The organism is Dactylosporangium maewongense (assembly GCF_039531485.1).
GTDB classification, from domain to species: domain Bacteria; phylum Actinomycetota; class Actinomycetes; order Mycobacteriales; family Micromonosporaceae; genus Dactylosporangium; species Dactylosporangium maewongense.
In genome coordinates, this window is sequence record NZ_BAAAQD010000005.1 from 458599 (window position 1) to 473438 (window position 14840).

Annotated in this window: 11 protein-coding genes; 8 read left to right on the plus strand and 3 right to left on the minus strand. The window is 69.5% G+C overall.

All coding sequences use genetic code 11. From position 1 onward, the window contains the following. Position 1: 1 nt before the first annotated feature. Positions 2-1351, minus strand: coding sequence for a UDP-N-acetylmuramoyl-L-alanine--D-glutamate ligase (gene murD / locus ABD332_RS16410; protein ID WP_344502772.1), 1350 nt, complete (start codon positions 1349-1351; stop codon positions 2-4). Then, the gene (locus tag ABD332_RS16415; protein WP_344502773.1) at positions 1338-2654 is read right to left on the minus strand and encodes a MurL-like N-terminal domain-containing; all 1317 of its coding nucleotides are present in this window, start codon (positions 2652-2654) and stop codon (positions 1338-1340) included. The genes murD and ABD332_RS16415 overlap by 14 nt, the downstream gene beginning before the upstream one ends. Positions 2655-3062: 408 nt before the next feature. Between ABD332_RS16415 and ABD332_RS16420 the strand changes: the two genes are divergently transcribed. Further along, entirely contained in the window at positions 3063-5720 is a 2658-nt protein-coding gene (locus ABD332_RS16420) for a transglycosylase domain-containing protein (RefSeq protein WP_344502774.1), read from the plus strand. Between the two features lie 66 nt (positions 5721-5786). On the opposite strand, the gene ABD332_RS16425 is transcribed toward ABD332_RS16420, so the two are convergent. Beyond that, positions 5787-6311 carry an AAA family ATPase gene (locus ABD332_RS16425; protein ID WP_344502775.1) on the minus strand — a complete coding sequence of 175 codons (525 nt, stop codon included), beginning with the start codon at positions 6309-6311 and terminating at the stop codon, positions 5787-5789. A 114-nt stretch (positions 6312-6425) separates the two neighbouring features. Between ABD332_RS16425 and ABD332_RS16430 the strand changes: the two genes are divergently transcribed. The 7 genes from ABD332_RS16430 (at position 6426) to ABD332_RS16460 (ending at position 14836) form a co-directional block, all read left to right on the plus strand. After that, complete coding sequence (locus ABD332_RS16430) at positions 6426-6803, plus strand: response regulator (RefSeq protein ID WP_344502776.1); 378 nt, start codon at positions 6426-6428, stop codon at positions 6801-6803. A 300-nt stretch (positions 6804-7103) separates the two neighbouring features. After that, positions 7104-8114 (plus strand): LacI family DNA-binding transcriptional regulator, encoded by a 1011-nt coding sequence (locus ABD332_RS16435; protein WP_344502777.1) that lies wholly within the window; start codon positions 7104-7106, stop codon positions 8112-8114. 216 nt (positions 8115-8330) lie between these two features. After that, entirely contained in the window at positions 8331-9146 is an 816-nt protein-coding gene (locus tag ABD332_RS16440) for an exodeoxyribonuclease III (RefSeq protein WP_344502778.1), read from the plus strand. A 488-nt stretch (positions 9147-9634) separates the two neighbouring features. Next, positions 9635-10636 carry an ABC transporter permease gene (locus ABD332_RS16445; protein WP_344502779.1) on the plus strand — a complete coding sequence of 334 codons (1002 nt, stop codon included), beginning with the start codon at positions 9635-9637 and terminating at the stop codon, positions 10634-10636. A 214-nt stretch (positions 10637-10850) separates the two neighbouring features. Then, the gene (locus tag ABD332_RS16450; RefSeq protein WP_344502780.1) at positions 10851-12572 is read left to right on the plus strand and encodes an ABC transporter substrate-binding protein; all 1722 of its coding nucleotides are present in this window, start codon (positions 10851-10853) and stop codon (positions 12570-12572) included. A gap of 133 nt (positions 12573-12705) precedes the next feature. Beyond that, complete coding sequence (locus tag ABD332_RS16455; protein WP_344502781.1) at positions 12706-13707, plus strand: ABC transporter permease; 1002 nt, start codon at positions 12706-12708, stop codon at positions 13705-13707. Positions 13708-13759: 52 nt separating this feature from the next. After that, positions 13760-14836, plus strand: a complete 1077-nt coding sequence (locus tag ABD332_RS16460; RefSeq protein WP_344502782.1) for an ABC transporter ATP-binding protein — start codon at positions 13760-13762, stop codon at positions 14834-14836. Positions 14837-14840 lie beyond the last annotated feature (4 nt).

The following is a 14840-nucleotide window of genomic DNA, read 5'->3' on the forward strand; positions in this document are numbered from 1 at the left end:
GCTACGGGGCGGAGTCGGTGATCGCCTGGCGGAAGACCTTGGAGCGGTGGGCGTAGTTGTCGAAGCGGCCGTAGCTGGGGGCCGCCGGCGACATCAGCACGACCCCGCCGGCCGGGGTCACCTTGCGGGACAGGGTGACCGCCTCCTCGAGGCTGTCGGCGACGTGGGTCGTGACGAGGGGCAGGTCCGCGAGGAGGCCGACGAGGCGGGCGCCGCTGTCGGGCATGCCGATCACCGTGGTCGGGGTCGTCGCCGCGGCGAAGTACTCGCGCAGCGGCGAGTAGTCCACGCCGCGGTCCTCGCCGCCCAGCAGGACCGTGAGCGGGCGGTCGCGGAAGGCCTCGATCGCGTGGATCGCGGCCTGCGGGATCGTGGACAGCGAGTCGTCGACGAACGTGAGGCCCGACGGGTCCTCGATGCGCTCCAGGCGGTGCGGCAGGCCGGCGAAACCGGCGAGGGCCGCCTCCAGCAGCGGCGCCGCGGCGGCCACGTCGACGCCGTAGGCCTGCAGGACGCCGAGGGCGACGCACAGGTTGGCCTCGTTGTGGGAGCCGAGCAGGCGCAGGGCGGTGCGGGGGAAGAGCGGGGTGCCGCCGAGCCTGAACACGCCGCCGGCCAGGTGGAACGAGTCGGGGCCGCCGACGACGTGCAGCGGCAGGTCCGTGAAGCGACGGGCCAGCTCCGACAGGACGGACGTGGAGCCGGCGTGCACCACGACCGCGGACGGGCCGTTGGCGACGAGGTTGAGCTTGACCCGGTAGTACTCGTCCTCGCCGCCGGTCCAGTCGAGGTGCTCCGGGAACAGTGACGTGACGGCCGCGACACGGGGCGAGTCGTCGAGGTCGGCGCACTGGTACGCCGAGAGCTCCAGCACGTAGGCGGGCGCGGGCGGCAGGTCCAGCACGGGGATGCCGATGTTGCCGCCGAGCTCGTTGGGCGCGCCGGCGGCGGCCAGCAGATGGCTGACGAGGCTGCTCGTGGTGCTCTTGCCCTTGCTGCCGGTGACGCCGATGGTCACGTCGCGGTGGGCGGCCATCCACAGGGCGGTGCCGCCGGTGACCCGCGTGCCGGCGGCGCGCAGCTGGACCATCCACGGGTGGGTCTGCGCGACGCCGGGCGAGCGGACGACGACGTCGGCGGCGCGCAGCGCGTCGAACCCGGAGGGCCCGGCGTGCAGCGGCGCGAGCGCGGCGAGCTCCGGCGACCAGTCCTTGGTGAGGAAGTTCTGCCGGTCGTCGACGGCGACCAGCGACGCGGGGCCGGCGGCGGCGATGGCGCGGACGGCGGCGACGCCCTCGCGGCCGGTGCCCCAGACGGCGACGCGCCGGTCGCGCAGGTCAGCGAGCTGCACCGAGACCCTCCAGGGCGGCGAGGTAGACCGGCGGGACCAGGTTGGGTCCGTCGCCGCGGAACGTGGCCTCGACCTCGGCGTCGGACGGCAGCCCCGCTCCCGCCCGCACCTCGGTGGTCAGCGCGGACACGATCAGGGTGTCCTTCCACTCGTCCTGCTCCGCGAGGAGGCGCAGCGCCACGAGGGACTCCTCGATCTCGCCCACGCACTCGAACGGCTTGTGCGCGGTGAGGCCCATCAGCTCCCGGTACCCCGGCAGCTGCGTCGGATCGGCGAAGATGTCGGTGCCGAAGATGCCGAGCAGGCGCTCGCGGCCGGTGAACGGGGCCATGGCGAGGAAGACGAACCGGCACTTGGGGCAGTGCCCGCACCACCGGTCGGTCGCGTCGCGCTGCTTGAACGCCGCGTTGCAGCTGGTCACGACCGCGTCGTAGGCGGTGAACTTCGCGAAGAGCGCCGCGATGTGCAGCTCCGACAGCCCGCGCAGCAGCGAGAAGTACGCCTCCTGCAGGCCGGCGTGCGCGAGCAGGGCGTCGCGCAGGTGCGCCTCGGCCGGCAGGCCCTTGGACCACTGGTGGTTGATGTCGCGGCCGAGCCAGCTGAGGTTGGGCACCGAGGCCGAGGACTCGTTGGACATGACGACCGGGCCGAGCCCGTGCATGAGTGAGGCGGCGACGGCGATCAGCGAGTTGATGGCCGTGACCGGGATGTGGCCGTTGTACGCGCCGGCGGCGTTCAGCTCCCGCATCCTCGGGTCGAGGGTGCGGCGGACGGCGCGGACGGGCTGCGGTGACACGGCCATGACGCTGCGGATGATCGGGTTGGGGTTGACCGCGAACAGCACCGGGTCGAGCCCCGCCCGCTGCAGCGCCTCCATCGTGACGATCGAGTCCTTGCCGCCGCCGACCGCCGCCAGGGGCGGGCCGGACGGCTCGTGGGTCTCCGCCGGCGGCTCGGCCCACGGGCCGGGGACGATCTCCAGGTCCAGCACGTAGTCGAGCTTGTTCTGGTACGCGAACTCGCCGAGGCCCTCGCGGAACAGCGCCGTCACCCACGCCCAGGCCTTCTCGGCGACCGGGAACCCGAGCTCCACCTTCCGCGGCGCGGCGATCTTGTAGTACGACGTGGACGCCGCGACGTAGAGAAGGTCCAGGACCCGGTCGAGGGCCGGGTGGAGCACCGACGGCGGCCCGAAGTCGACGGTCTCGGTGAGCACGAGGTCACCGAGCGCATAGTGGAAGCGGGCGACACCGGTCGACGGGTCGAACTCCCGGCCGGGGAAGCGCAGCGCTTCGACGTTCACGCGGGGTCTCCTAGCTTTCGCGCCCGCGCCATCCACGGACCGGGCAATGGTATCTGCCGCGCACCGCCCGCCCGCCGGTCCGGTGCGTCGGGAACCCGCCTCCACAGCGTCACCCTGGCCGTCACGGAAGGTGAGCGGGATCGCCCTCGATGGCGGAAGGACGTACGCTCTGGCCATGCGTACCCAGGGACGGGTTGTGGACTTGCCGGCGTCGCCGATGACGCAGTGTGAGTTCCATGGGTGGCACCACCCGCCGGGACGCGCTGCGGTGCAGCTACAGGGCCGGCTCCAGGCAGCGGCGACGGGGTGACCCCGTCCCGAGACCTGCCCGATGGCCGAGCGAGTCGCGGCAACCCCGCCGCGCCGCCGCCGGACGCACAGACTTGGGGGCAACACAGCGTGGGACAGATGCACTACGGCGGTGAGCCGGGCAACCCGCCGGCGGGCAGGGCGAGCGTTCCGGGCCCGCCGCCGCAGGCCGGGCGCGCGAGCGTCCCGGGTCCGCCGCCTCAGGCGGGGCGCGCGAGCGTCCCGCCGCCGCCCGCGGAGCCGCCGACCGGGCGCGCCTCCGTGGGTGGGCCTGTCGGCGGCCCTGTCGGGGGGCCGGTCCGGGCCGCCGTGCCGGTGACCGGGCCGGTCACCGGGTCGGCGTCGGTGCCGACCTCCGGGGCGGCGTTCGGCTCGGCGTCCGCGCGGGCCTCGGTGCCGTCGTCGGCGCGGATGGCGCCGCCGTCCGCCGCCGTCCCCGACGCCCCCGAAGGGCGGCCCGCCCCCGGTGCCCGCGCGAAGAAGCGGCGCCGGCGCAACATCCTCATCGCCGCGCTCGCCGCGTTCATCATGATCACCGGCATCGGCATGGTGGCCGGCACCTACTACTTCGACCAGGTGGAGTTGCCGGAAAACCTCGCCCTGGAGCAGTCGACGTCGATCTACTACGCCGACGGACCGCTGATGGCTCGCATCGGGCGCAACCGCACGATCGTCAAGTTCGAGGACATCCCGAAGCACGTGCAGCAGGCCGTCGTCGCGGCGGAGGACAACACCTTCTACACCAACGACGGCGTCGACTACTGGGGCGTCGCCCGCGCCGCGTGGAACAACATCAAGGGCGGTGAGCTGCAGGGCGCCTCGACGATCAGCCAGCAGTACGCCCGTAAGTGGGCCACCCTCGAGGGCGTCACGTACGGCCGGAAGGTCCGCGAGGCGATCATCGCGACGAAGCTCAACCAGCAGTACACCAAAGACCAGATCATGACGATGTACCTCAACATCATCTACTTCGGTCGCGGCGCGGACGGCATCCAGGCGGCGGCGTACGCCTACTTCAACAAGCCCGTCAAGGAACTGACCGTCGCCGAGGGCATGGTGATCGCCGGGATCATCAAGAACCCGAACGGCGACAAGGAGAAGGGCAGCCCGTTCGACCCGACGGTCAATCAGGCCGAGGCGCAGGGCCGCTTCGACTACATCCGCAAGCAGATGGTGGCCCTGAAGTTCATGCCCGAGGCCGAGGCGCAGCAGCTGAAGCTGCCGACGCCCATCACGCAGGCGCAGAACCGGGCCAACAACGCCACCGCCAACACCGGCCTGAACAACCCCGAGGGCCTCGCGGTGCACCACGTGCTGCAGGAGGTCGCGGCGCTGACCGACCCGGCGACCGGGGCGCTGCTGTACGAGGACGTCGACCCGCAGGGCGCGAAGAACTTCGACAGGGTCCGCAACGGCGGCCTGAAGATCGTCAGCACGCTCGACTCGCGCATCCAGAAGGTCGCGGTGCAGGAGGCGAGCACGCAGAGCAAAGACTCCAACATGTTCAACCAGCGGGACAACCTGCAGGCCGCCCTGGTCGCGGTCGAGCCCGGGACCGGCGCGGTCAAGGCCTACTACGGCGGCGACAAGGGCTCCGGCAACGACTACGCCGGCTACTACATGGATCCGGTGCTCGGCGACGGCAAGCCGAGCTGCTGCGGCGGCCACCCGCCGGGCTCGACCTTCAAGGTCTACACCCTCGCGACGGCGCTGATGGCCGGCTACACCATCGGCTCCCACTGGAACGGCGTGCCGCACGACATGGGCAGCCGCACCGCGGCGAACAAGAACCAGGTCAAGAACGCGACCGAGGGCACCATCCCGCACTGCAAGTCGGGCTCCGGCACGTGGTGCACCCTCGAGGAGATCACGGTCGACTCGCTCAACGTCCCGTTCTTCGAGATCGCGATGATGCTCGGCCCCGACAAGGTCATCGACACGGCGCGGGCCGCCGGCCTCACCGGGATGTGGGCCACCGTCAAGGTCGACGGCAAGTTCGAGGCGCAGCGCCAGGACCTGCTCAAGCTCAAGGGCACGGACGTCGGCGGGAAGCTGTTCGACAACGAGATCGGCTTCGGCCAGTACCCGATCACCGTCCTGGACCACGCCGGCGGCATGGCGACCTTCGCCGCCCGGGGCATGGCCGCGAAGACCCACTTCCTGAAGGAGGTGTGGCAGGGCGACAACCGCGTGTTCGCCGAGGTGCTCAAGCCGCAGCGGATCGCGGGGTTCACCGAGCAGATGGCCGACGACCTGACCACGGTCCTGCAGGGCGTGCCGAAGCACTACAACCTGTCGGCTCCCCACGGCTACCAGCTCGCCGGCAAGACGGGCACCTGGCAGCTGGGCGACACCAGGGACAACGCGCACGCGTGGATGGCCGGTTACGTCCCATACGACAAGTCGAAGAACTCCCCCGGCCTTGCCGCCGCCGTCTGGGTGGGCAACAAGGACAAAGAGATGCCCATCAAGTTCAAGAACGGCGAGAACATCATCGGCGGCAAGCTGCCGGGACCCGTCTGGCGGGACTTCCTCGACGGGGCGCTGACCGCGGTGAAGATGCCGAAGGTGTCGTTCCTGCCGTCGAAGGGCGTCGGCGACAAGGACGTCGGCACCGGCATCTCGCCGACCCCGAGCACCCCGGTCGACCCGGCCAACCCGACGCCGGACCCCAACCCGAACCCGAGCCCCAGCGGGACCGGGCCGAGCAAGAGCCCGAAGCCGAGCGCCAGCCCGAGCGCCAGCAAGAAGAACTGACCGATCCCGACCGGTCCTGACCGGCCCTTTCTCGAAAGGGCCGGTCAGGACTCTTGAAAGGGCCGGTCAGGACCGCCAGGCGGCGATGATCGCCGCCGCGTCGTCGGCCACCTCGTCGGCCTCCAGGTCGTCGGTGTCCAGGACGGCGTCGGCGTGGGCGCGCAGGTCGCGCCGGGCGGTGAGGTAGGCACCGAGCTGGTCCAGGCGCCACGCCTGCGGGTCGTCGTCGTCATCGTGCTCGACGCGGTCGATGAGCACCGGCGCGGACACGTCGAGCAGCAGGTGGCGCACCTCGTGACCGCGGGACCGCAGCCCGTCGAAAACCTCGGCGAGCACCGGGGCGCGGACCACGGTCATGGGCACGATGAGCGGGTCGGCGCCGCGGGTCTGCCACGCGGCGGCGGTGACCGTGGCCGAACGCCAGACCGGGAGGTCCTGGTAGTCGCCGGACTTGAGCCGCCCGACGGTGCGCTTGAGGACCCAGCCGATGCGCTCCGGATCGAACGCGCGTGCCTTCGGGTCGCGGCGGCACAGCTCCTTCGTGAGGGTCGTCTTGCCGACGCCGAAGGGTCCATTGATCCAGACGATCACCTGTCCAGCCTTTCACGAGCCGGCGCCCGTGGACCGGTTACGCCGCGCCGGGCTGCCAGGTTCTTCGCAGCGGGCGTCGAGCCCAATGGCAGGCGCGCGGGCGATAAATGAGGCATGAACATCTTGACCCTCCCCCAGCGCTCCGCTTCCGGCCTCGACCACGTCACCGTGCTGATCGTCGCGGGCGGGGCGAGGTTCACGGACCTGACCCGGTACCTCCCCCACGACTGGACGGTGCTGCGCCGCACGACGGACGAGCCGGTCGGCCGGGACCCGGACATCGTGGTGCTCGACGACCCCGGCCCGAAGGCGGTGACCGCCGCGTGCCTGCGGCACCCGTCGTCGGCGATCGTGGTGGTGCTGAGCCCTTACAGCGACCACCAGGAGGTCGTCGACGTGCTCGAGGCGGGTGCGGACGCGTGTGTGCGTTCCAACACCACCGCCGTCGTCGCGGCACATGTCGAAGCCTGCCGGCGACGCCAGGCGGCATAGGGGTATTTGGCGTTTCCGACAACATATTCCAGAGAGCGCTTTCATGGGGTTTTACGATTGACAATGCGCTAGTCATGAGCCACTCTGAATCGTGTCTTGAGAGCGCTCTCAGGCCGATTGGCGGCCAGGGTGACCAGCCGATCGTCCAGGCGAAACGTGATCAGGGTGTAACCGGTGTGAGGGTGCGACGGGCGGCGGAGCGGCATGCTTCGTCGCCCGTCCTTTTTCTGCGCCATACCATCGGGCGACTTCAGTCATGATGGGTCCGGCAGACAGATATGGGGGAAAGCGCAGATGGTGATGTCGGGGCGGGATCGACCCACGCTGGAGAACGTCGCGCAACGGGCCGGAGTCTCGCGGGCCACCGCCTCCCGCGTGGTCAACGGCTCGACCTCCGTCGCGCCGCACATCCGCGACAAGGTGCTCAACGCCGTCGACGCCCTCGGGTACGTGCCCAACCAGGCGGCCCGCAGCCTGGTGACCCAGCGGACCGACTCAATCGCCCTCGTCGCCTCGGAGACGACCAGCCGGGTGTTCTCCGACGACCCCTTCTTCGCCGCCGTCATCCGCGGCGTCAGCCTGGAGCTGGAGGCCGCCGACAAGCAGCTCGTGCTGATGATGGTCGGGCCGTCCGGCCCCAGCCACGACCGGGTCGAGCGCTACGCGACCGGTGGCCACGTCGACGGCGCGATCATCTTCTCCATGCACGGCGCGGACCCGCTGCCGGAGCGGCTCAGCCGCGCGGGCGTGCCGGTGGTCTGCAACGGCCGGCTGCTCACCCAGTCGCAGGTGCCCTACGTCGACGTCGACAACGAGGACGCGGCCCGCGCCGCGGTGCACCACCTGCTCGACACCGGCCGCCGCCGGGTCGCGACGATCGCCGGGCCGCAGGACATGAGCGCCGGCATCGACCGGCTCAAGGGGTACCGGTCCGCGATGCAGGACGCCAGCCGGCGCTCGATCGTCGCGGTCGGCGACTTCACCCGGCAGTCGGGCGCGCTCGCCATGAGCCAGCTCCTCGCCGACGACCCGCAGCTCGACGCCGTCTTCGCCGCGTCCGACGCGATGGCGGACGGCGCCCTGCGGGCCCTGCGGCAGAACGGCCGCCGGGTGCCCGACGACGTGGCGGTCGTCGGGTTCGACGACATGGAGTTCGCCCGCGACACCGAGCCGCCGCTGACCACCGTCCGGCAGCCGATCACCGACATCGGGCGCACGGTCGCCCGGCAGGTGCTGCGGATGGCGGCCGGCGAGCAGATCGAGCCGGTGCTGTTGCTGCCGACGGAGCTCATCAAGCGCGAGTCGGCTTGAGTGTGCCGCTTGCGGCACATTGGGGGGCTCCGGGGGTGAGAATCCCCCCGGCGGGACCCGCCGCTTGCGGTGGGGCAGCCAGTAAGAGCTTGAGTGCGCCGCTTGCGGCGCACCGGGGGCTCCGGGGGATGAGAATCCCTCGGCGGGACCCGCCGCTTGCGGTGGGCAGCCAGTAAGAGCCTGACGAGTTCATCGAGATAGGGCATTGTGGGACGGGTGAGACTCGCGACCTGGAACGTCAACTCGGTCAAGGCCCGGCTCCCCCGGCTGCTCGACTGGCTCGAGACCACCGGGCCTGACGTGCTCTGCCTGCAGGAGACGAAGGTCGGCGCGGACGGCTTCCCCACCGAGGAGGTCGCCGCGCTCGGCTACGCCGTCGCCGCGCACGGTGAGGGCCGGTGGAACGGGGTGGCCCTGCTGTCGCGGGTCGGCCTCGACGACGTGGTGCGGGGCTTCGAGGGCGACCCCGGCTGGGGCGGCGAGCCGACCGGCGAGGAAGGGCTGTTCGAGTCGCCCCGCATCGAGGCCCGGGCCGTCTCCGCGACCTGCGGCGGCGTGCGGGTCTGGTCGGTGTACGTGCCGAACGGCCGCACCCCCGAGTCGGCGCACTACACGTACAAGCTGCGCTGGCTCGACGTCCTGCGCTCCCACATGGTGGACGAGCTGACCCGGACGGACCAGCTCGTGGTGTGCGGGGACTTCAACGTCGCGCCGACCGACGCCGACGTGTTCGACCCCGCGGCGTTCGCCGGCGCCACGCATGTAACGGCGCCCGAGCGGGAGGCCCTGGCCGCGCTGCTCGCCGCCGGGCTGCGCGACGTGGTGCCCGCGCCGATGAAGGGCCCGAACCCGTTCACATACTGGGACTACCGCGCCGGCATGTTCCATCAGGACAAAGGCATGCGGATCGATCTCTTCTACGCGAGTCCGGCGATCGCGGCGGCCGTCAAGACCGCCACCATCGACCGCGAGGCACGCAAGGGCAAGGGTCCGTCGGACCACGCGCCGATCGTCGTGGACATCGACGTTTGAACACGCTCCGTGACCAGTGACACCTGGCCGGACGGTACTGTTAAAAGTGAAACGATCAAGTAAAGTGGTGGCTGGCCCACGGCCTCCTTCTGTGCGTGCTTCAGCCAAAGCGGAGCGTGATCACACCGTTACGATGAGCTGGTAATTCGCCCGATTCGGGGGTGTATGATCCAAAAGTCTTTGTGCTTGGATCACGCCCTCATCACGGCCCGGCGTGGACTTGGTTACAGGACGGGGGGTGACCCTTGACGATCGGCCGAACGGGAGACAGGGTTCCACCAACGGAGGCGACACACCAAGTCGGCTTCGTGCACGCTCTGCCCGTGGACCGAACCTGCGGATAGGGCACCAGGAGTCCACGAAGACACAGCCGATCGGCTGCTGACTGCCACGGGCCCCGGTCTGGCCGACGCGCGGTTCCATGCGACGGTCATTGCTGGCGGTTGCGCAAGGCGGGGCAAGCGGCCGGGGAGAGGGGCGCCACGCCCATGACTATGGGACCCGTCACGTCCAAGAGCGACGAGCAGGTGCCGAGTGTCGAAGAGGCGACCAGTACGCCGTCCGGTGTCCCCGCCAAGGCCATCGAGGGTCGGTCGCTCGGTCAGATCGCCTGGACCCGTCTGAAGCGTGACAAGCTCGCGCTGACCGGTGCGGGCGTCATCGTGTTCCTCGTGCTCGTCGCGATCTTCGCGCCGCTGATCAACAAGGTGTGGGGACACCCGATCAACGAGTTCCACCAGGACAAGATCAACCCCAACCTCGGCGGTATCCCCGAGCCCGGCACGTGGGGCGGCATCAGCAAGGACTTCCTGCTGGGTGTCCAGCCGGTCACCGGCCGGGACATGTTCTCGCAGATCATCTACGGTGCCCGGGTCTCGCTGCTGGTCGCGCTGTCCGCCACGGTCGTCGCGGTGATCCTCGGCGTCGTGCTCGGCATCTGCGCCGGCTACTTCGGCGGGTTCATCGACAGCATGGTCAGCCGCCTGATGGACCTGATCCTGGCGTTCCCCTACCTGCTGTTCTCGATCGCGCTGATCTCCGTCGTGCCGGTCACGACCGCCTGGCGCATCGCGGTGGTCGTCGGCGTCATCTCGTTCTTCAGCTGGCCCTACATCGGCCGCATCGTCCGCGGGCAGACCCTCTCCCTGCGGGAACGGGAGTTCGTCGAGGCCGCCCGCAGCGTCGGCGCCGGGCCGACCCGGATCCTCTTCCGCGAGCTGCTGCCCAACCTGGTCGCACCGATCCTCGTCTACTCGACGCTCGTCATCCCGACGAACATCGTCTTCGAGGCGTCGCTGTCCTTCCTCGGCGTCGGCGTGCTGCCCCCCACTCCCTCGTGGGGCCGCCTGCTCTCCGACGCGGTGAACTACTACACCTACGACCCGGTGTACATGTTCGTGCCGGGCCTCGCGATCTTCATCATGGTTCTCGCCTTCAACCTGTTCGGCGACGGCCTGCGCGACGCGCTCGACCCCAAGGCCAACCGGTAACCCGTACCAGCGCTGCCACCTGCGTACCGACCCCGCCACCCCGCGCCCGGACCGGATTCCGCACCTGGGATCCGTCCGTGCCGCCCCGATCTCCGCTCGCACAGCAGCACAGCTCGGACGGCCCGTCCCTCGGCGGGTCGTGCCAAACAAGGAGGGAAACCTAGTGAGAATGAGGACAGGGGCATTGGTGGCCGGTTCGGCTGCTGTCGCCCTGGTGTTGTCCGCCTGTGGGTCGGGCGGCGACGACAAGACGCCCAGCACGGGCTCCAGCACCGCGGGTGTGTCCGGCTTCAACGCCGCTACCAAGGGCGTCATCAACCCTTCTGACAAGAAGGGCGGCACGCTCAAGCTCGTCAACCACTCCGACCCGGACTCGTTCGACCCGGTCCGCGCGTACTACGCCTGGGTCTGGAACTTCCAGAAGGGTTACTACGTCCGGACCCTCCTCACCAACGCGTCGAAGCCGGGCGAGGACGGCCTGAAGCTCGAGGCCGACCTGGCCGAGAAGCTGCCGGAGATCACCGACGGCGGCAAGACGTACACCTTCAAGCTGAAGGACGGCGTCAAGTTCGAGGACGGCGCGCCGATCACCTCGAAGGACGTCAAGTACGGCATCGAGCGCGTCTTCGCGCAGGACGTGCTGTCCGGCGGCCCGACCTACATCATCGACGTGCTCGACCAGGGCCAGAAGTACCCCGGCCCGTACAAGGACACCGACCCCGACAAGCTGGGTCTGAAGTCCGTCGAGACCCCGGACGACAAGACGATCGTCTTCAAGCTGAAGGAGCCGCTCTCGGACTTCAGCTACCTGCTCGCCATGCCCGGCGCCGGCCCGGTCCAGAAGGCCAAGGACACCGGCGACAAGTACGGTGACAAGCCCGGCTCGACCGGCCCGTACAAGTTCCAGTCGTACGAGCCCGGCAAGAAGGCCGTCCTGGTCCGCAACGAGAACTGGGACGCCAAGACGGACCCCATCCGCAAGGCGCTGCCGGACCAGATCGACCTGACCATCGGCACGGCCGTCGAGGAGATCGACAACCAGCTGCTGAGCGGCGACGTCGACATCGACACCGCGCAGACCGGTGTCCAGCAGGGTGCGCAGCCGAAGATCCTGCTCGACCCGACCAAGAAGGCCAACGCGGACACGCCGACCACCGGCTTCATCCGCTACTTCTCGATCAGCACCAAGGTCCCGCCGTTCGACAACATCCACTGCCGCAAGGCCGTGCAGTACGCGACCGACAAGGTCACGATGCAGACCGCGCGTGGTGGTGCCGAGGCCGGTGGCGACGTCGCCATCAACATGCTCCCGCCGAACATCGCGGGTCACGACCCGGCGATGGACCTGTACAACACCAAGTCGGGCAAGCCGCAGATCGACAAGGCCAAGGAAGAGCTGGCCGCGTGTGGCAAGCCGAACGGCTTCGACACGGTCATCGCCACCCGTAACGCCGGCAAGGAGCCGAAGACGGCCGAGGCGCTGCAGGCCGCGCTGAAGAACGTCGGCATCAACGCCCGTCTCGACCCGACCGACGCCTCGCTGTACTTCCGCTCGACCATCGGCGCGCCGTCCAACGTGCACGCCAAGGGCTACGGCCTGATGATGGCCGGCTGGGGCGCGGACTTCCCGACCGCCTACGGCTTCCTGTCGATCCTGGTCGACGGCCGCACGATCTCCGCGTCGGGTAACAACAACTACGCCGAGCTCAACAACCCCGAGGTCAACAAGCTGATCGACGACGCCAAGGCCGCGACCGACCCGAAGGCCGCTGCGGACATCTGGTCGAAGATCAACAAGATCGTCATGGAGGAGGCCGTCATGGTTCCCTTCGTGTACGACAAGGCCCTGAACTACCGCAACCCCCGCCTGACGAACGTCTTCGTCACGGAGTACTACGGCATGTACGACTTCAGCAGCCTGGGCGTCTCCAGCTGACGAGGTCGTCCTGACCGAGCAATGCCAGTAAGCCGGTAACCCGCCCTTCCGAGGAAAAGAAGGCAGGTGAAGGCCACGGCGCCGGCCGGTGAGACGGGAACCCCGTCGAGCCGGCCGGCGTCAGGCCGCACACGTGATCAACTACATCCTGCGCCGCCTGGTCACAGCCGTCGTGCTGCTCGTGGCCGTCTCGGCCGTCACCTTCCTGATCTTCTTCGCGATCCCGAAGGCCGCCGGAGCTGATCCTGCCGAGATGTACGTCGGTAAGTCGGCGACCCCGCGCGACGTCGAGGCGACCCGGGTCAAGCTCGGCCTGGACAAGCCGATCTACATCCAGTACGGCCGCTTCCTGAAGGGCATCGTCGCCGGTCGCGACTACAACAACGGCCCGACCGTGACCCACTGCTCCGCCCCGTGCTTCGGCTACTCCTTCCGCACCGACCGCGAGGTGTGGCCGCTGCTGATCGACCGGCTCCCCGTCACCATCTCCCTCGCCATCGGGGCCGCCGTCATCTGGCTGCTCTTCGGCGTCGCCGGTGGCGTCATATCCGCACTGAGACGCGGCTCGATCGCGGACCGCACAGCGATGATCATCGCGCTCGCCGGCGTCTCACTGCCCATCTACTTCACCGGTCTGGTCGCCCAGCAGCTCTTCGTCCATACCTGGCCGATCTTCCAGGGCGGCGAGTACATCAACTTCAAGGACGACCCGGTCGGCTGGGCCAACAAGCTCTTCCTGGCCTGGGTCACCCTCGCGCTGCTCTTCGCCGCGCAGTACACCCGCCTCACCCGCGCCCAGATGCTCGAGACCATGAGCGAGGACTACGTCCGCACCGCCCGGGCCAAGGGCCTCAAGGAGCGGGTCGTGGTCGGCAAGCACGCGATGCGCTCCGTGCTCACCCCGATCGTCACGATCTTCGGCCTGGACCTCGGTGGCCTCCTGGGCGGCGCGATCCTCACCGAGAGCGTCTTCAGCCTCCCGGGCATCGGCCGGCTCAGCATCGACGCCGTCAACGTCAAGGACCTGCCGATCATCCTCGGCGTGACCCTCTTCGGCGCGTTCTTCATCGTCATGGCCAACCTGCTCGTGGACCTGCTCTACGCCGTGATCGACCCGCGGGTGCGGCTCTCGTGACGCTGCCGCAGCCCCGATCCGCTCGACCCGGCACCCCTGGAAAGGAGTGAGCATGTCCACCAGTCTGCTCAAGGACGGCGACCCGACCCCCGTCGGCGCCGGCTCGTCGGCACAGTCCTTCCTCGACGTGCGTGACCTGCGGATCCACTTCAAGACCGACGACGGCATCGTGAGGGCCGTCGACGGCCTCACGTTCCAGCTGGAGCGCGGCGAGACCCTCGGCATCGTGGGCGAGTCCGGCTCCGGCAAGAGCGTCACCAGCCTCGGCATCCTCGGCCTGCACCGGCGAGGATCGGCGAAGATCTCCGGCGAGGTCTGGCTCGACGGCGAGGAGCTCATCGGCGCCTCGCCCGAGCGGGTCCGCGCGCTGCGCGGCGCCAAGATGTCGATGATCTTCCAGGACCCGCTGACGGCGATGCACCCGTACTACACGGTGGGCAAGCAGATCATCGAGGCCTACCGGGTGCACCACAAGGTCAGCAAGGCCGAGGCGCGGCGCCGGGCCGTGGAGATGCTCGACCGGGTCGGCATCCCCCAGCCGCAGAAGCGCGTCGACGACTACCCGCACCAGTTCTCCGGCGGTATGCGGCAGCGCGCGATGATCGCGATGTCGCTGGTCAACAACCCGCAGCTGCTCATCGCCGACGAGCCGACCACCGCCCTGGACGTGACGGTGCAGGCGCAGATCCTGGACCTGATCCGCGACCTGCAGGCCGAGTTCAACTCCGCGGTCATCATCATCACCCACGACCTCGGTGTGGTCGCGGAGGTCGCCGACGACATCCTGGTCATGTACGGCGGCAAGTGCGTCGAGCACGCCTCCGCACAGACCATCTTCCGGCGGCCGGAGCACCCGTACGCCTGGGGTCTGCTGTCCTCCATGCCGCGCGTCGACCGGGAGGTGCGCGACCGGCTGGTCCCGATCAAGGGCAACCCGCCGTCGCTGATCAACCTGCCGAGCGGCTGCTCGTTCCACCCGCGCTGCCCCTACGTCGAGCGCAACGGCATCCCTTGCAAGACGGTCGAACCGACGCTGGCGGAAGGCACGATCGACCACGGGGTCTCGTGCCACATCCCGCCCGCGGAACGGCTGGCCATCTTCAAGTCGGACATCGCCCCATCCCTCTGAGGAG